Genomic DNA, 17,118 nt, shown 5'->3' on the forward strand with positions numbered 1-17,118 from the left:
CTTGGCTTCTTCTTGCCCATGGACTCCATGATGAACATCCTTCCGGAGCAACTGCTCCTGATCTGGGATGTCCGTCAAAACGGGGCAGGGTCAGGTCGGCTCCAGTCGGTGATGGTTGGTGACTGAGAGTTTATGGGGGTCGCGGGGTGCTGTGGGGTGGGTGGTTACGGGGTGTGGACAAGTGGGGATGTCACCCTGTGTGCAAGTGGGGGTGGGCGTCCCCTACGATTCACCGCATCCGTGTAGTTCGGATTCGCTGATCGGAATGCCCAAACCGGCTGGCGGGTCTGCCACGAAGAGTGTGAGGGTGTGGCCATGAACATCGGTAGTCGGAAGATCGTCGTGGACGAGGCAATCGCACAGCTGCGGCTGTACGCCGAGACGAACGGCGCGGTGCTCAAGTACTACGACGGTCTTCCCGGGATGACGAACGTCGGTGGGTCCGACCCTGACCGGGTCACGCTCGAGGACCTGGCGCGGACGATGCTGATCGGGTCCGATCTGCGACCGCTGGACATCGTCTGGCTGCTCGAGGTGGACGCGGAGAAGGAGTTCGCCGCCGTACCGGTCGACGCGCGTCTCGAGGACGCCGCACCCGGTACTCCGCTCTTCGAGGCCGCGACCGAGCTGGACGAGATGTTCAGCGGCCACCGCGGATTCGGGCACGCGAAGAAGGCCAAGCTGCTGCACCTCAAGCGGCCGTACCTGTTCCCCGTCAGCGACAGCTTCATCCGGATGACCTACAACGAGGCGTCGGCCGGCCCGGACTTCCTGGCCGCCGTGCACCGCGACCTGGTCAACCCTGCCAACGTCCGCGACTTCAAACTGCTCCAGGTCCGCCTCATCGCCGAGCCGCCGACCTCGGCCGCCCGCGTACTCGCCGAGGCCCCCACCCTCCGCCTGCTCGACATCCTCGCCTCACTGCTGGGCGAGGCGAAGTAGTACCGCTTACATGACGCCTAGTCGGGCCAGTGGCTCGACTAGCTCTCGCTCCTCGTAGGAGAGGTGGGAGAGGAGGGTGTCGTCGAGGAGGTCTACGGCGGCACGGAGGGTGTCGATGGTGCCGGAGCCGTCTACCAGGGCTACTAGTGCCTTGTCGACGCCTTCGAGGACGTCGTGAATGATCAGGTGCTCTGCCTGGAGGCGGTCGACCACTGGGGTCAGGGTCGGGTCTGCTCGGCGGAGGCGGGGGAAGAGTGCCGCGTCCTCGACGGAGTGGTGCGTGGTGACCAGGCGGCAGTAGGTCTCGCAATAGACACCTAATGTCCAGTTGTTCTGGCGCATGGTCATCGTGTTGATGTGGTTGCGCGCAGCGCCGACTCCAAGCGAGCCGGCGGCTACCTGTTCCACCAGGTCGCGGATCTGTTCTAGTTCGGCTCGCAGGTGATCGTGTACCTGGATCAGGTGCTCGCCCGACGCCAGTTGCTGCGGTGTGTAGGTCCGTGTGGGGTCCAGCGCTGGCCCGGTCGGCCGCTCCGATTCATCCAGCACCTGTACTCCGCTCCGCTTCGCGGAGGGCGGCGGCGTCGGCACCACGCTGAAGTTCCCGCGCGCGGGTGAAGGGAAGGAAGGCGCAGTGGATGCGGCCCCGCCGGTGGCGGTGCTCGGGGTGCCATCGCCCGTGGCGCCAGCCTCGGTGCCAGCGGTGCTGGTGCCGGTAGCAGAGCCGGCCGTGGCGGCAGCGGCGGCGCCGTCGGTGGTGGCGTTCGTTGCTGCCGTGGTGGCTCGGGCTGCGGCTACGGCTTCTCGGACTGCGGGGGCGATGTCAGCGAAGCGGCGGATGTCTTCGGGGTTGTCTGAGGCGAGGATGTACGTGCTCATGCCCTCGGTGAGGGTCAGTTCGGTCAGCTGCTCGATCCAGACGTCCTCACCGCCCTGCAGGAAGCCGCCCTGGCCGGTGAAGTTGCCTGAGAGGTTGTAGAGGCGGCGTACTGCCGATGGGTCGCGACCAGCGGCCACAGCAGCCTCGTCGATCAGCTTGTTGAGCGCAGGGAGCTCCTCCGGTGGCACGTAGCCGCTGGAGGGAAGCCAGCCGTCGGCAAGCCGACCAGTGACCGCCAACATCCGAGGCTTGTAGGCGCCTAGCCAGATCTGGACGTCGTGCGAGGGCTCAGGACCTCGCTTGGCCCCAGCCACCGTGTAGTGCTTGCCAGCAAGCCGAATCCCACCACTACCGCCGGCCCAGACCTCGCGGATGATCGCAATGGCCTCCTCCAGCGCCTCAATACTCTCCCCCGCCGTCAGCCGAGGCCCAGCGTTGGCAGCAACCGCCTCCAGGAACCCTCCGGCCCCCAGCCCCAGCTCCACCCGCCCACCGGTGATCCGGTCGAGCGTCGCGACGCTGCGAGCCAGCACGACCGGGTGACGCAACGGCAGGTTGGCCACGTTGGTGGAGACCGACACGGACTGCGTATGAGCCGCGATGACCGACAGCAGCGTCCACGCGTCGAGCAACCGCGGCTGGTACGGGTGGTCCTGGACGGTGACCAGGTCGAGCCCGACCTGCTCGGTCAGTTGCGCCAGCGCGATCACCCGCTCGGCGTTCTCGACGTCCGGCGTCAGGAACGTGCCGAAGACCAGCTCGTGTCCGTAGTCCATCGTCCACCTCTACCCTAAGTAGTTCGTGCCACGTAATATTGACTCGACGAACAAATTACTTCGTGCCACGAACAATCTCAAGTGGGAGCCGCCGTGAAGGAGACGCAGGGCGCCGCCAGCGGGCTGGTCCGGCTGACGTTCCTGGTGCAGAACCTGTACGCCGACGTCGGCCGCGACTGTGATCTCACCGCGGCCCAGGCGCAGATGCTGTGTTCGCTGGCGGACCGTTCGATCGGGATGGCCGAACTGTCGGGCATGCTCTGCCTCGAGCGCTCCAGCCTGACCGGGTTGGTCGACCGCGCCCAGCAACGCGGCCTGGTCGTCCGGGAGAACGACCCCCACGACCGCCGCGCGGTCAAGGTCACCCTGACCCCGGAAGGCTCCAAAGCCCTGCACCGCTTCAACGACGAGCTCACCGAGCGGCTGGACAAGCTACTGGCCGACCTGCCCGCCACCGAGCGCGACCGGTTCGCCAAGACACTCAACCGCGTCATTGCCGAAGCACCCGCCGTCTCCGGACACTAGGTGCATGATCCTCACCAGTGCGCTCCAAGCGATCGGCAACACTCCAGTAGTCCGGCTGCAGCGGATAGTGCCGGACGGCTCGGCACAGGTGCTGGTCAAGCTCGAGGGCGGCAATCCGACCGGCAGCTACAAGGACCGGATGGCCCTGGCGATGATCGAAGGCGCCGAGCGCCGCGGCGACCTGCAGCCCGGTCAGCGCGTAGTGGAGTTCACTGGCGGCAGTACCGGCTCTTCGCTCGCCTTCATCTGTGCGGTGAAGGGCTACCCGCTATCGGTCGTCTCGTCGGACGCCTTCTCACCCGAGAAGCTCCGAACCATGCAGGCGTTCGGTGCGGACCTAGTGGTCGTCCCTAGCGACCAGGGCCGGATCACCCCCGACCTGTTCGTCCGCATGCGCCACGAGGTCGACCAGATCGTCGCAAGTGAGAACGCCTTCTGGACGGACCAGTTCAACAACCCCGACGCCCTGGACGGCTACGCGATCCTCGGCCGCGAGTTACTCGACCAGACGGCCGGTACTGCGCTGCACACCTTCTGCGGAGCCGTAGGAACCGGCGGCATGCTGGTCGGCGTTGGCCGGACCATCCGCCCACACATCGACCGCATAGTCGCGCTGGAGCCGGCAAGCTCCCCCGCTCTCACCAAGGGCTTCGGCGGCTCACACCGCGTCGAAGGCACTGCGACCGGCGCCATCCCACCACTGCTCGTCGACAAGCCCTATGACGAGGCACGAGCAATTGAGGAGACCGAGGCGCGTGACCTGGTGAAGGCACTGTCCCAGCAGGAAGGCGTCTTCTCCGGTACGTCGGCTGCGCTCAACGTCCTCGGAGCGATCCAGCTAGCGTCTGAACTCTCCCCGAACCAGACCGTGGTGACCGTAGCCGCCGACACCGGCCTCAAGTACCTAGCCGGCGACCTCTACCTCTGAGAACGCCTCGTCCAGCTCCAACTGACTGCCTGCCCTGTACTGCGTAGCGAACCCCTCCGCACCAAGCACAGCCCGAGCAGCGTCAGCAGCACGGTCGACGTCAGCCTGCTCGGCAGCAGTACCCACGTACCCCTCCGCAGCCCGTACTGCGGCCGCAACCCCCAACAGCCGCGCAGCCATCGCCTTGTCGTCGACACACGCCGCAAGGCCCTCCAAGCTCCAACACATCCCCCGTCGAGACTCGTACTCCCGCGAGATCCGGAACGCCTCCGCATGCAGCTCCCGAGCGCGCTCCAACGAACCACGCAGCTCCAGCGCGTACCCGAGCTCCACCAGCAGAATCGACAGGTACAGCACCGGCTCATCCTGCTTGCGCACGGCATCGAGCATCGCCTGCAACCGCCGCTCGGCAACCTCCAAGTCACCCGACCGCCGGGCCGAGAATGCCAGTACGAGCTCAGCGAGAACCTGCGTCGATCGGTGCCCCTGTTCGGTCGCCAACCGCAACGCCCGCTCGCCATAGGCCTGCGCTTCGGCATACGACCCCTGCCGTACTGCAGTCCAGCCGAGCCACCCCAACTCCCCAGCCACCTCCGGCCAGAGGTCGAGTGACTCAGCCATAGCCAGCCCCTCCGAGTGCAGCCGCGCAGCCTCGTCGAAGTCGCCGTTCAGCTCAGCCAGCGCCCCCAGCCAACCAGTTGCCTGCAGCAGACCCCACTGGTCACCCACTAGCCGGAACAGCCGAGCACTCTCACCTGCGTCGCTCCCCAACGCACGAAGGTCGGCACGGACATGCGCATGCTTAGCCCGAGCCACCAGCACAGCCGCGACGCCCCACTGATCCCCAGCAGCCTCGAAGGCGCCCAGCGCATGCTCCAGCATGGCCAGACAGGCAGCAAGATCGCCAGAATCGCTTGCAGTAAAGGCGATCCACCACTCCGCCCGCGGATCGGCATCATGAACCCGCTCCCGCACAGCAGCCGCACCGACATCACCCTGTGCGTACATGAACCCGGCAAGCCAAGCAGTAGCCTTGGCCGACGACGGGAGAGCCTCCAGCGACCGCCGCGCCTCGGCAAACCGCCCCCGCAGGAACCAGTACCATGCAAGCGCATCCGCCAGCCGCTCAGCCAGCAACAACTCCCCAGCACCCACAGCACCGTCGAACGCGCTCCGCAGGTTGCCGGCCTCGTCATCAAGCCGCTGCAACCACCGACGCTGCTCAGGCCCAGTCAAATACCCACGAGCCGTCTCAGCGAACTCCGTGTAGTACAAGCGATGCCGCTGCCGGACCACGTCCAACTCACCAGCCGCACGCAGCTTGTCCACGCAGTACGCCGCCACCGACTCCAGCAGCCGGTACCGCGGTCCGTCCGCCCCATGTATCGACACAACCAACGACCGGTCGACCAGCCGCATCAGTACGTCCAGGACGTCGACCCCGTCCTCACTGCACACCTGCTCGGCCGCATCCGCAGTACAGCCATCCGTCTGTACTGCGAGCCGCCGAAGCACCGTTTGCTCCGGGCCAGACAGCAGGTCCCAACTCCAGTCGATCATCGCCATCAGCGTCTGCTGCCGAGGCGCAGCACCGCGATGCCCAGTAGCAAGCAACCGGAACCGATCATCCAGCCGAGCCACCAGCCCCTGCACTCCGAGCGCCCGTACCCGCGTAGCGGCCAGCTCCAACGCCAACGGGATCCCATCGAGCCGCCGGCACAGCACAGAGACCGCCGCCGCCGACGACTCCTCCAAGGAGAACCCACGATCCGCCGCAACAGCCCTAGCCACGAACAGCTGCACAGCCGCAGACTCACGCAGCGCAGCCAACTCAGCAGCCGGAGCAGGCACCTCCAAAGGAGGCACACTCCAAACAGCCTCGCCCCTGAGCCCCAGTGGCTCCCGACTGGTCGCCAGCACCTTCACCCCCGGCGCAGCAGCCAGCAACTCGTCAACCAGCCCCGCAGCCGCCTCCACCACGTGCTCACAGTTGTCCAGTACCAACAGCAGCTCCAACGGCTCCAGCGCCGCCACCAGTCCCCCTGCCCCAGCGGAGTCCCGCAGATCCAGAGCAGCCTGTACTGCGTCCGCCAGCGACCCGCCAACGTCCAATGCATCAGCAGCGACAGCCGCCAGCTCTACGAGCACCACCCCGTCGGGGAAGGCGAGCCCATCGGCCGCGGCCAGCGCCAGCCGAGTCTTGCCCACTCCCCCGGGACCGGTCAGCGTGACGAGCCGGTCGGAGTACAGGCGGCTCTGGATGTCTGTGATCGCCTCGGTGCGGCCGACCAGTGAGGTCAGGGCCGCCGGCAGGTTGCTGCGGCGTCGGGCCTGGGGCAGCTCCTGGGTCAGGATCGACTGCTGCAGTTCGGCGAGCTCAGGAGTCGGGTCCAGGCCAAGCTCGTCGGCCAGTAGCGTCCGGAGTTGCTCGTAGCTCGCCAGCGCCTCGCTCTGCCGGCCAGCGCGGTACAGAGCCTTCAGATGCACAGCCCGGAGCCGCTCCCGCAGCGGGTGTTCTGACAGAACGTCAGCCACCTCACCGATAAGCGCGTTGTGGTCACCCCGCGCCAGCCGTGCTTCGAAGTAGTCCTCCGTAGCAGTGAGCCGCTGCTCGCTCAGCCGCGCCACAGCGGTCTCCACGAACGCCTCGTCCGCGAAGTCCGCGTACGCCGCTCCACGCCACAGTGCGAGAGCCTCCTCGAGCCGCCCGTGCTCCAGATGCGCGGCGAAGCCCAGTGCGTCGTACGAGCCGCTGTCGACCTTCAATGAGTACCCCGCCGGCCCGGAGACGACCAGTGCTCGGCTACCCGGCTCAGCGTCGTCGAAGGCACGGCGGAGCTGGGACACCTTCGCCGAGAGCGTCCCGGCCGGGTTGCCTGGCAGGTCCTCGCCCCAGAGGTCGTCGATCAACCGATCCGCCGGTACCGGCCGCCCCTCGTGCACCAGCAGGTCAGCCAGCAGCGCACGCACCTTCAGCCCCGGGACGGTCACCGGCTCGCCACTGTCCGTCCAGGCCGTCACCGGTCCGAGCACCCCGAAACGCATGAGCCGCACTCTAGTGCCCCGCGTTGGGTGTTGTTCGTGTGATTGCGGCGTCGAGGTGCGTGCCTGGGCGCCGCAAGCGCCGAAGAACACCCAACGCGGGGCACTCGGCTTTCCGGAGGTTTCCGGCAGTGGCCCAGCAGACCGGAAAGAAGCCGTAAACCCTCTCCGGCAGAGTCTTCCTCAAGAGAAAGGGAGGTGAGCAGGGATGAACCTACGGCTCGCAGTGATTATCGGCAGTACCCGCCGCGGGCGGTTCGGCCCGACAGTGGCCGCCTGGTTCGCCCAGCAAGCAGCCAAGCGCGCCGACCTCGACGTAGACGTCGTAGACCTGGCCACTGCGAACCTCCCCCAGACACTGCCCGACACCGACGAGCCCACGCCCGCCGCGGTCGCAGTACTGGCTCCACGGCTCGCTGCCGCAGATGCGTTCGCAGTGGTGACGCCGGAGTACAACAGCAGCTTCCCGGCACCTCTGAAGACCGCACTGGACTGGTACTACGAGGAGTGGCACGCCAAGCCTGTCGCCATCGTGGCGTACGGCCGCGAGACCGGAGGCCTGTACGCCGCTGCGCAGCTACGGCAGGTCTTCACCGAACTGCAGGCGGTAGCGATCCGCAACACCGTCACGCTGCCCTGCTACTGGGAACAGTTCGCCGCAGACGGCAGCTGGCCGCGCCCCGGCTCCGGCTACGACGCCACTGCCAAGAACACGCTCGACCAGCTCGTCTGGTGGGCACACGCACTCCGGGCCGCCCGCATCCGGCAGCCCTACCAACCCTGAACCCACGCAACAGCAAAGAAAGGCAAGACCATGAGGAAGCTGATCGAGTCGACCTTCGTGACCCTCAACGGATCCATCGACAACCCGCAGCACTGGAGCCCGCCGTACTGGGACGACGACCACTCCGGCTACTCCCTGAAGCTGATGGAGAACACCGAGGCGCTGCTGCTCGGCCGGGCCACCTACGAGAGCTTCGCCGAGGCCTGGTCGCAGCGCAGTGGCGACCCGTACACGGACAAGTTCAACGCGATGCCGAAGTACGTCGCCTCGCGCACCCTGACGGAAACCAAGTGGAACGCGAAGCTGCTCGAGGGCGACGCCGCCGAGGCTGTCCGCAAGCTGAAGGAGGAGGACGGCGGCGACCTGCTCAAGTTCGGCACCGGCTCGTTCTCCCAGACGCTGCTCGAGCACAAACTGGTCGACGAGTACCACTTCTGGATCTTCCCGGTGCTCGCCGACGGTGAGCAGCTCTTCGCGGAGTCCAAGCTCGGCATCAACCACCTCGAACTGCTCGGCACCACCACCTTCAAGTCCGGCATCGTCGTCCACAAACTGGCGCCGAAAGCCTGACGTTCCAGCCGAACGCCCGGACCCCCGATCGGGGTCCGGGCGTTTCGTCGTTCACGGATCGGGCACCGAAGTGACTTACTCAGAAGGGACTGAGAACCGATGGGAACCGTCATCACCATCATCGTGATCGTCCTGGTCGTACTGGTCGCCGCGGCGGCCGTGTACACCTACCAGCGACGGCGGACCGAGCAACTCCAGGAGCGCTTCGGACCGGAGTACGAACGCACGCTCGAGCAGTCGGGCGACCGCAAGGAAGCACTGCGCGACCTGCGCGGCCGGGAGCAGCGGCGGGCCAAGCTCGACGTGCACCCGCTCAGTGGCGAGTCCGCCGAGAAGTACCGCGCGGAGTGGAGTGGACTGCAGCAGGGCTTCGTTGACGCGCCTGGGGACGCGGTAGCGCAAGCAGACCGGCTGGTACTGCGCATGATGCGCGAGGCCGGCTACCCGGTCGACGACTTCGACCAGCGCGCCGACGACATCTCCGTGGACCACCCGGAGGTCGCGCAGAACTACCGCCAGGCACACGACGTCGCTGTCGCCCAGACCCAGGGTCCGGTCGATACCGAAGACCTGCGCCAGGCAGTGACCGCCTACCGACGGTTGGTAGTCGTCCTGCTCGAGAACCCCGCCGACCTGAACGGCCACACCCACCCCAAGGAGCAGCACTCATGACGAACGATCCCCTGGACCCCGCAACCGCCCCCTACCCGAGCGTCGGCGCCCGTAGTACGGACACCGCCCCGGCGGTCGACGTAGACCCCCGCAGCACGGCAGCGGAATCCCGCACGGCCGAGGACTACGACGCCGGTACTACGGACGCCGAGCGCCCGGAGTACTCCGTAGACCAGGTCGGCGACGACCAAGCGCCCGTCGACACCACCCGCACCGCCGACGCCTCGTATGCCGCCGAAGACCGTGCCGTGGACAGTGCTCCTGTCGCGGACGACGCCGCCTACCCTGCGGATGCCGACGCGACGCCGACCACTAGGAACCTCGACAACGAGCCGCTGGTCCCCACCACTGAAGGCGTGGACTTCAAGGCGCGCTGGGACGTCATCCAGCAAGGCTTCGTCGACGACCCGCGGACCGCGGTGACGGATGCCGACAAGCTGGTCGGAGACGTCCTCGACCGGCTCTCCACCACCTTCGACGAGCAGCACCGCACGCTGGAAGGCCAGTGGTCGAACGGTGAACCCGACACGGAGGCCCTCCGCTCAGCCCTCCAGCGCTACCGGGCCTTCTTCGAGCGCCTGCTGACCATCTGACCTTGCAGCTCAATGCCTATGCCATGCGGTGGCGTAGCGCGGCGTCCGGCTCTACCGAGCGGGGCGCCGCGCAGCGTAGTACGGGCTAGGGGGCGATGTTCTGGTTGAGGTGGAACAGGTTGTTGGGGTCGTACTTGCGTTTCACCTCCACCAGCCGGTCGTAGTTGCCCTTGTAGTTGTCAGCGATCCGGGCCTGGTCGTCACCGGCCATGAAGTTGATATAGCCGCCGGACTCCGAATGCGGGGAGACGGCGTCGTAGTAGTTGCGCACCCACTCGACACCCGCATCGTTCTGCGCCGGGTCCGGCCACATACCTGCGATCACTGTCGCGAAGTTGGCCTCCCTGTAGGCAAAGGCCGTCGCATCCGCCGGTACTCGGTGGCAGGCGCCGTCGATCGGGTAGATGTGCACAGTGGAGTTCACTGCCGGTAGACCGGGCGCATCCTGCAGATGAGCCTGGATGGCGTCGTCTGTGAGTTCAGTGACGAAGTTGGCCTTCCAGTAGTGCTGCAGACCCGGCGGTACCAGCGCATCGAACGCACTGTTCAGCGCTGGATAGGGCATCGGCCCGACATGCTCCGCCACGACAGGGGCGAACTGGCGGAACTTGTCGACCTCCTGCTCGCCTTGAGCAGGATCGCCTGCCCAGCAAGCCACTATCAGCGTGAAAGCCTCACCATGGCGGTCCTCCGGGATGAAGGGCAGCGGCGGCGCCAACTGGAACGCGGGGAAGCCGCCCAGTTGCTCCGGAGCGTCCTTGATGAGATCCCTGAACCCTGCGAGCACAGCTGCTCCGTCGGACATCTCGAACAGCATCGGACCGCCGTAGATGGTGTCCACCTGCGCCAGCCGGAACTCCAGCGCAGTCACGACGCCGAAGTTGCCGCCACCACCTCGCAGCGCCCAGAAGAGGTCCTCGTGCTCCTTCTCACTGGCCGTCAGGAACCGGCCGTCCGCAGTGACCACGTCGGCGGAGATCAGGTTGTCGCAGGACAACCCGAGACCGCGAGCCAGGTACCCGATCCCGCCGCCGAGCGTCAGTCCGCCGACACCGGTGGTCGAGATGATGCCGCCGGTGGTGGCCAGCCCGAAGGCGTGGGTCGCCGCGTTGAAGTCGCCCCACGTCGCGCCGCCGCCGGCGCGCGCAGTACGGGTGACCGGGTCGACCCGGACATTGCGCATCGGGCTCAGGTCGGCCACTACGCCGTCGTCGACCGTACCGAAGCCAGGCACGCTGTGTGAGCCGCCGCGGATGGCCAGGTCCAGGCCGTTGGTCGAGGCGAAGCTGACGGCCGCCATCACGTCGCCCGCGTTCTCGCACCGCACGATCACCCGCGGGCGCTTGTCGATCATCCAGTTGTGGACCTTGCGCGCCTCGTCGTACCCCTCGTCCGCGTCGGTGATGACGGGACCTCTGGTGCGCTCCTTCAAGTCTTCGATCGTGTACTCGCCCATGACTCCTCCACGGTCCTGCGGGCTTTCCCACGTTTACGACCGGCGCGCGTCACGGCAGCGCCGACCAGACCGGCGAGCCACCTGCGAACGCAGTGCGAGAAGTTCCACCCCAGAGAGCAGCTGGTCCACGGACGGCCGCCAGACCTCCCCCTGACAAACCCCGTTCCCCCCGACCCTCCGCCTCGCCCCGCGCTGAGTCAACCCCTGCCGATATCAAAAGCCCTGCGGCGGCTCCGACCAGCGGCCGACAGCGGGACGTACGGTCTGGGAAATGATGGCGTCGTGCTGGTCCTCCGCCACGACCTCGCCTTACGCTCTCTCGGCGAAGAGTTGCTGGGCGGCGGTGCGCACTCCATCGCCGGCGAGGGCCTCGTCCGGGCGGTTGCCATAGGCGAGGAGTTCGCCACCCCAGCGCATACCGAGGTACTCGGCGGTGAGGCGGAGTGTGCCCAGCAAGGGGTCGACCTGACTCGGGTCGTCCGCGGTGTGCGCCGTGACCGCCCACAGCGTCTTGCCACGCATCCGCTCGCGGAAATCCACCCCAGGAACCCGCAGCCACGCCGTCCAGTAATCCAGGTAGAGCTTCACGCTCGTGGAGACCGTGTACCAGTACAGCGGACTCGCGATCACCAGGTCCGTGGCCGCCAGCGTCGCATCCAGCAGTTCGCGCTCGTTCCCGGTCGGCTCGGGATAGGCGCCGGCGCCCTCGTGCCGCAGATCGTGGAACGGCGCCAGCGGCAGCTCCGCCAACCGCACCCACTTCTGCTTGACCTCAGCCGCCAACCCGTCCGCCGCGAGCCGCGCCAGCGCCTCGGTGTTCCCACCCGGCCGAGCACTCCCCAGCAGGAACAGAAAACTCTCCGTCATCGTCAACTCCATGCTTGTGCAATTATTGCATGAGCCTACAACCTGCGAGCGCTTCACGTCGAGCACCTTGGGTGAGGGCTGCACTATGGGGACCATGAAGCTGCCGTGGCTGGGGTACGTCGCTGTGGTTCTGTGCGCCGCCGTCGGCTGCTCGTCGACGCCGACAGCCGACCCGACGCCCACCGCGCCGCCCAGCAACCCCACGCCGAGCACACCAAGCACACCCACCCCCAATCCGAGCAGCAGCACGCCGTCCACTCCCCCGGACCCCGTCTCACTCCAGGCGCTGATGGCGAAGAAGTACGACGGCCGGGACCTCCGCCTCGGCCGGGTCATCACCCGTACCGACGCCTACACCCGGTACTTCGTCACGTACGCCAGCGGCAAGCTCCGAATCTCCGGCATCCTCAACGTGCCGACCACCCCCGGCCGCCACCCCGCACTGGTCCTCAACCACGGCTACATCGACCCCGCCGTCTACACCAACGGCCGCGGCCTGATGCGCGAGCAGGACTACCTGGCGCGCCGCGGGTACGTAGTACTGCATACCGACTACCGCAACCACGCGCAGTCGTCCAAGGACCCGCAGTCCGAGGTCAACCTCCGCATCGGCTACACCGAGGACGTCATCAACGCAGTACTCGCCCTGAAGGCTTCCCCGTACGTCGATGCGCAACGGGTCGGCCTCTTCGGCCGATCGATGGGCGGCGGCGTCACGTACAACGTGCTGGTCGCGCAACCCGGCCTGGTCAAGGCCGCCGTCGTGTACGCCGCGGTCAGCTCCAACGCCGTCGAGAACTTCGACCGCTGGACTCGCCCGGAGGCCGCGACCGCTGCCGAGATCATCCGTGCCCACGGGGATCCCGCGAAGAACCCGACCTTCTGGCGCAACCTGTCGGCTGTCAACTTCTTCGACCGCATCACCGAACCACTCCTGATCCAGCAAGGCCTCGCTGACTCCACCTGCCTACCGGTCTGGGCGCAGCAAACCCTTGCCGCGTTGAAGAAAGCCGGCAAGGAGGCCAGCATCTACACCTACCCCGGCGAGGAACACGCCTTCGCCGCAGCATGGCCGACCTCGATGGCAAGGTCCGTCGCCTTCCTCAAACAACAAGGGGTGTAGCCCGTGACCCGAGTACTAGGCGTCGACGCCTGCAAAGCAGGCTGGGTCGGCGTACTACGTACCAACGGCAAGGTCACCGCCTTCGTCGCCCCCACCATCGACCAACTCGTCCAGCAGGCAGAGCAGCCACTTGATGTCATCGGGATCGACATCCCGATCGGTCTGCCGGATACCGCACCACGCAAGGCGGATCTGCTCGCACGCGCCGCGATCGGCCGACTCTCCTCCTCCGTCTTCACTACGCCGGTCCGAGCCGCCCTCCAAGCTCCGACCCACGCCGAAGCGGTCCTGATCAACCGCGAACTCACCGGCCAAGGACTGTCGATCCAGGCGTACGGACTGCGCGCCAAACTGTTCGAGGTCGACGAATGGATCGACCGAGCCACCACCCGAGTCGTCGAGGTACACCCCGAGGTGAGTTTCGCTTACCTCGCCGGCGCACCCCTGACCGTCCGCAAGTCCACCTGGTCCGGTTCCGAACACCGCCGCGCCCTCCTCGCCGCCGCCGGCATCATCCTCACCGGCGACCTCGGCCTAGCCGGCCACGCAGTAGGCGTAGACGACGTACTAGACGCAGGCGCCGCCGCCTGGTCCGCCCTCCGAGTAGCCGAGGGCGAAGCCATCTCCCTCCCCGACCCGCCCGAAACCTTCGCCGACGGCCGGCCCGCAGCTATCTGGGTCTAGCGGAGACCGTCGACCTCTGGCATGTGGAGCTCGGCCCACTCGCGCAGAGCCGCGAGTGGCTCGTCGAGGCTCTGGCCGAGTGGAGTGAGCGAGTAGTGGACGGCCGGCGGGACGGTCGCCTCGACGCGGCGTACGACGAGCCGGTCTTCTTCGAGTCCGCGCAGGGTCTGCGTGAGCATCTTCGCGGAGATGCCAGGCGTACGCCGCTTGAGGTCGGCATAGCGCAACTCGCCGGACTCGGCCAGAGTCTTGACGATCATCGCGACCCACTTGGTACCGACGCGGTCGAGCAACCGCCGGGTGGGGCACGCCGGGTCGAACAGGTCGCCGCGAGCAGTGGTCACCCCGGGGTGACCAGGTGTCCCGAAAGTGCCGTCTTCCATGCCGTCTCCGCGGTTTCTATCGTTGACCAGGTAACTCATGGTAACCAAGGAGGCATTGGTGATCGACACCGGCACTGGTCCTGCGGTCGTTTTGCTGCACGGCTTTCCGCACACCTTTCGGCTCTGGGACCTGGTCGTCCCCCAGCTGTCGAAGACCCATCGAGTGCTGGCACCCGACCTCGTGGCGGGTGGATCGGCGCTGGAGTTGGCGGACCGCGTCAAGGAATTGCTCGACCAGCTGGGAATCGGGCGCGCGGCCGTGGTCGGAATCGACGCAGGTGTTCAGGCGGCGGTGGGTTTCGCGTTCGGGTATCCGGATCGCGTTGATCGGCTCGCGGTGATGGAGGCGGTCCTGCCAGGGGTTCCTGGTGCGGAGGGGTTCGGTCCGCCCTGGTGGTTCGGGTTCCACCAGGTTCCGGAGCTGGCTGAGCGGGTGCTGGTCGGTCATGAGCGAGAGTACGTCGAATGCTTCCTGCGGGCCGGCACCTTTGACGGAGCGGGGGTCGGTCGGGAGCTCACTGACGCGTTCACCTCGGCGTACAGCGGACGCTCGGCTTTGGCTGCTGCCTTCGAGCATTACCGCGCGATGCCGCGGACGGCAGTCGAGTACAAGCAACTGCTCGGGACCGGGCGTCACCTGGAGATGCCGGTGCTCGCGATCGGCGCCCACCCGGTTGGCTCGGCCCTGGCCGGTCAGCTCGCCACGTTCGTCGACGACCTCACCACCGTCCAGCTGGACGGCTGCGGACACCTGATTCCACTCGAAGCGCCGGATCGTCTGCTGGCCGCCCTCCTGAGCTGGCTGAACCCCAAGTGCTAGGCCGGCTTAGTTGCGGCGACGGCGTACATGGTGAGGGACATGTGGAAGGCGCCTCGGTCCGCCGCCTCCTCGATCCCGCGATGGAAGGCCTCCGCCTCGTCCGCGGTGATCGCGCCGGCGGCAGCGGACGTCTTGCCCATCATGGCCAGGAACCCTTGTTTAGCGCCGCTTTGGGGCTCGATCCAGGTCGCCGCGGTCTCGCCAGCGACCGCCAGCCCCGCATCGGCGAGCAGTCCGCGGAGCGTGCGACCGGAGCACGGATTGGCGGATTCGGTATGAAAGAAGTCGACCATCCGGCCGAGCACGTCAGGGTCCGCGGGGTGCACGATGGCGGTGGCCCAGTCGGTGTCGATCAGGCAGATCCGCCCGCCGGGGCGTAGTACGCGCGCCATCTCACCGACCGCAAGCGGGGCGTCGTCGACGTGCTGCAGAACGCGTTCGCACCGAACCACGTCGAACGACTCGTCATCGAAGGGCAGCGCCGACGCGATGCCATCGACCATCGAGAGCCCGGGATGGCGTTCCTGCGCGATCGTACGAAGGCCACCATTCGGCTCCACGCCGACCGCGCGGCCGCCCGGCCCGACCCGCTTGAGGAACTCGGCAACGTCCTCACCTGTCCCCGATCCAACATCCAGCGCCGCCTCACCAACCGCCGGCGCCAACGCGTCGAGAGCCCAAGCCTTCAAGGTCTGTACCGACGGCATGGCGGCCATCAGATCGAGAACCATCGCCAGCCGCGTGCCGTCCTCGCGATCGGCGTCCCGCAACTTGAACCCGACGCGGGACTCGTCCAGCTCCTGCTCGCTCATCTCACTCCCCCTGTAGTGGATGATCAAGCCTAGCGCTGGACGAGTCCAACCCGTTTGCCCTTCAGGGCAACGCGGGCAGGTCCCACTCGTCGTTGCGCAGCCGTAGGATCGCCCACCCCACCGCGGCGAACCCGACTGCCTGCAGCCCCCACCCGACCAGGTCGAGCGCATGGTTCGGAATGATGACCGCGGCAACGAAGTGGATCGGCTGCGACACGATCACCGCGACGGCTGCCCATCGCGCCACCACCTGCGACCGCCACAGCGCGATACCGAGCAGGATGGTGCCGAGCACGTGCCCCAGTACGAAGACCACACCCGCGATCGAGCTCGTCGGATGAACCGCCTCGGCGATCCGGGTGACCGTGGCGCCGTCGACTCCAGCGTGGGCGCCCGACCAGAGGAGCTGGTCCTCGCCCGCGAGCCAGCCGAGCGCGAGATAGCCGGGGATCAGCAGCGCGAGCGCCACTAGAGTCAGCTTGGGCGCCCGCCGCCGCGTCAGCTTGCCCGCGGCGAACGCGGCCGGCACTAGCGTCAGTACGGCGAGGAACCCGAACCACAGCACCGCTGATCCCCGCCCCTGCTCCGCATTGACCTTCGCTGCCATCGCCTGGGTGTCGTCGGTCGTGTAGTAGGGCAGCACGAACCGCAGTAGTGCGACTGCGGCCGGCCCGAGCGGCAGTACGATCGCTGCCGCCAACCGGCTGATACCGCGGGTGTCTGCCACCGTCGTAGTACGGGCTGCTGTGGTAGTCATCGCACGCCCGCCAGTTCCTTGGAGGGCACCAGCAGGAGCGCGATACCGACCACTGTCAGTACTGCGAGCAGCCCGGCAACAGCTACAGCCGCCCCAGGTACCCCGTCAGCGAAGAACGCCGGTACTGCGCTGAGCGCCGACAGCACCCGCAGAACGATCAGCGGCACGACAGCCCGCCGAGCCCCGCGCCAGGCGAACACCACCAGCACCAGACTCGCCAGCCCCAGCGCAGACCCGATCAACGCGATCGACATCGGCGGGTGCTCCCCATCCGTCAGCAACGGCCCCGCCAGATCCCCCACCGACAGCAGCCCGAGCAGTACCAGCCCAGTCCGAAACATCCGAGACATCTCCAACCTCCCCTGTATGCCGACCCCGGTGGGCCGCTCCCCACCACAGTCGCGCTGGGGCCAGTCCCGACGCCCGGGCCCGCATTCACCAGCCCACAGGAGATCGCCCGACCACCCCAGGACCCCATTCCCGAGACACCGGGACACCCGAACG

General features: G+C 67.2%; 18 protein-coding genes. 10 read left to right on the forward strand and 8 right to left on the reverse strand.

Going from position 1 to position 17,118, the window contains the following annotated elements; genetic code table 11:
* The first annotated feature begins 315 nt into the window (after positions 1–315).
* Positions 316–942 (forward strand): DUF6308 family protein, encoded by a 627-nt coding sequence (locus AB0M15_RS40915; protein WP_363832485.1) that lies wholly within the window; start codon positions 316–318, stop codon positions 940–942.
* Positions 943–948: 6 nt separating this feature from the next.
* Here the strand turns inward: AB0M15_RS40915 and AB0M15_RS40920 are convergent, their stop codons facing one another.
* Positions 949–2,598: an LLM class flavin-dependent oxidoreductase gene (locus tag AB0M15_RS40920; protein WP_363832488.1), complete on the reverse strand. Its 1,650-nt coding sequence runs from the start codon at positions 2,596–2,598 to the stop codon at positions 949–951.
* A gap of 93 nt (positions 2,599–2,691) precedes the next feature.
* Here AB0M15_RS40920 and AB0M15_RS40925 point away from each other — a divergent pair, with 93 nt between their 5' ends.
* Together AB0M15_RS40925 and AB0M15_RS40930 are read left to right on the forward strand one after the other, a co-directional pair.
* Complete coding sequence (locus tag AB0M15_RS40925; protein ID WP_363832491.1) at positions 2,692–3,123, forward strand: MarR family transcriptional regulator; 432 nt, start codon at positions 2,692–2,694, stop codon at positions 3,121–3,123.
* A gap of 4 nt (positions 3,124–3,127) precedes the next feature.
* Positions 3,128–4,051, forward strand: a complete 924-nt coding sequence (locus tag AB0M15_RS40930) for a cysteine synthase family protein (RefSeq protein ID WP_363832493.1) — start codon at positions 3,128–3,130, stop codon at positions 4,049–4,051.
* Here AB0M15_RS40930 and AB0M15_RS40935 read toward each other — a convergent pair.
* Positions 4,028–7,096, reverse strand: coding sequence for a BTAD domain-containing putative transcriptional regulator (locus AB0M15_RS40935; protein ID WP_363832496.1), 3,069 nt, complete (start codon positions 7,094–7,096; stop codon positions 4,028–4,030). The genes AB0M15_RS40930 and AB0M15_RS40935 overlap by 24 nt on opposite strands.
* A gap of 205 nt (positions 7,097–7,301) precedes the next feature.
* Here AB0M15_RS40935 and AB0M15_RS40940 point away from each other — a divergent pair, with 205 nt between their 5' ends.
* The 4 genes from AB0M15_RS40940 to AB0M15_RS40955 all read left to right on the forward strand — a co-directional run bounded on the left by AB0M15_RS40940 (position 7,302) and on the right by AB0M15_RS40955 (position 9,712).
* Positions 7,302–7,877, forward strand: coding sequence for an NAD(P)H-dependent oxidoreductase (locus tag AB0M15_RS40940; RefSeq protein ID WP_363832499.1), 576 nt, complete (start codon positions 7,302–7,304; stop codon positions 7,875–7,877).
* Between the two features lie 30 nt (positions 7,878–7,907).
* Positions 7,908–8,447, forward strand: a complete 540-nt coding sequence (locus tag AB0M15_RS40945; protein ID WP_363832502.1) for a dihydrofolate reductase family protein — start codon at positions 7,908–7,910, stop codon at positions 8,445–8,447.
* A gap of 99 nt (positions 8,448–8,546) precedes the next feature.
* Complete coding sequence (locus AB0M15_RS40950; RefSeq protein ID WP_363832505.1) at positions 8,547–9,119, forward strand: hypothetical protein; 573 nt, start codon at positions 8,547–8,549, stop codon at positions 9,117–9,119.
* A complete protein-coding gene (locus AB0M15_RS40955) occupies positions 9,116–9,712 on the forward strand; it encodes a hypothetical protein (RefSeq protein WP_363832508.1) in 597 nt (198 codons plus the stop codon). The genes AB0M15_RS40950 and AB0M15_RS40955 overlap by 4 nt, the downstream gene beginning before the upstream one ends.
* A gap of 85 nt (positions 9,713–9,797) precedes the next feature.
* Here AB0M15_RS40955 and AB0M15_RS40960 read toward each other — a convergent pair whose 3' ends face one another.
* Together AB0M15_RS40960 and AB0M15_RS40965 are read right to left on the reverse strand one after the other, a co-directional pair.
* Entirely contained in the window at positions 9,798–11,168 is a 1,371-nt protein-coding gene (locus AB0M15_RS40960) for an FAD-binding oxidoreductase (protein WP_363832511.1), read from the reverse strand.
* 309 nt (positions 11,169–11,477) lie between these two features.
* Positions 11,478–12,035 carry an NAD(P)H-dependent oxidoreductase gene (locus AB0M15_RS40965; RefSeq protein WP_363832515.1) on the reverse strand — a complete coding sequence of 186 codons (558 nt, stop codon included), beginning with the start codon at positions 12,033–12,035 and terminating at the stop codon, positions 11,478–11,480.
* 94 nt (positions 12,036–12,129) lie between these two features.
* On the opposite strand from AB0M15_RS40965, the gene AB0M15_RS40970 reads away from it, so the two are divergent.
* Both AB0M15_RS40970 and AB0M15_RS40975 read left to right on the forward strand, forming a co-directional pair.
* Positions 12,130–13,158, forward strand: a complete 1,029-nt coding sequence (locus AB0M15_RS40970; RefSeq protein WP_363832518.1) for an alpha/beta fold hydrolase — start codon at positions 12,130–12,132, stop codon at positions 13,156–13,158.
* 3 nt (positions 13,159–13,161) lie between these two features.
* Positions 13,162–13,842 (forward strand): DUF429 domain-containing protein, encoded by a 681-nt coding sequence (locus tag AB0M15_RS40975; protein ID WP_363832521.1) that lies wholly within the window; start codon positions 13,162–13,164, stop codon positions 13,840–13,842.
* Here AB0M15_RS40975 and AB0M15_RS40980 read toward each other — a convergent pair.
* Positions 13,839–14,225, reverse strand: coding sequence for a helix-turn-helix domain-containing protein (locus AB0M15_RS40980; RefSeq protein WP_363832524.1), 387 nt, complete (start codon positions 14,223–14,225; stop codon positions 13,839–13,841). The two genes, AB0M15_RS40975 and AB0M15_RS40980, sit on opposite strands and share 4 nt — an antisense overlap.
* A gap of 58 nt (positions 14,226–14,283) precedes the next feature.
* On the opposite strand from AB0M15_RS40980, the gene AB0M15_RS40985 reads away from it, so the two are divergent.
* Positions 14,284–15,045, forward strand: a complete 762-nt coding sequence (locus tag AB0M15_RS40985; protein ID WP_363832527.1) for an alpha/beta hydrolase — start codon at positions 14,284–14,286, stop codon at positions 15,043–15,045.
* Here the strand turns inward: AB0M15_RS40985 and AB0M15_RS40990 are convergent.
* The 3 genes from AB0M15_RS40990 to AB0M15_RS41000 form a co-directional block, all read right to left on the reverse strand.
* Complete coding sequence (locus AB0M15_RS40990) at positions 15,042–15,857, reverse strand: methyltransferase domain-containing protein (protein WP_363832530.1); 816 nt, start codon at positions 15,855–15,857, stop codon at positions 15,042–15,044. The two genes, AB0M15_RS40985 and AB0M15_RS40990, sit on opposite strands and share 4 nt — an antisense overlap.
* Before the next feature lie 61 nt (positions 15,858–15,918).
* Positions 15,919–16,614 carry a hypothetical protein gene (locus AB0M15_RS40995; RefSeq protein WP_363832534.1) on the reverse strand — a complete coding sequence of 232 codons (696 nt, stop codon included), beginning with the start codon at positions 16,612–16,614 and terminating at the stop codon, positions 15,919–15,921.
* Positions 16,611–16,964: a hypothetical protein gene (locus tag AB0M15_RS41000; protein WP_363832538.1), complete on the reverse strand. Its 354-nt coding sequence runs from the start codon at positions 16,962–16,964 to the stop codon at positions 16,611–16,613. Before AB0M15_RS41000 ends, AB0M15_RS40995 begins: the two co-directional genes overlap by 4 nt.
* Positions 16,965–17,118: the final 154 nt, after the last annotated feature.

Source organism: Kribbella sp. NPDC051718, from assembly GCF_040681515.1.
Classification (GTDB): Bacteria; Actinomycetota; Actinomycetes; order Propionibacteriales; family Kribbellaceae; genus Kribbella.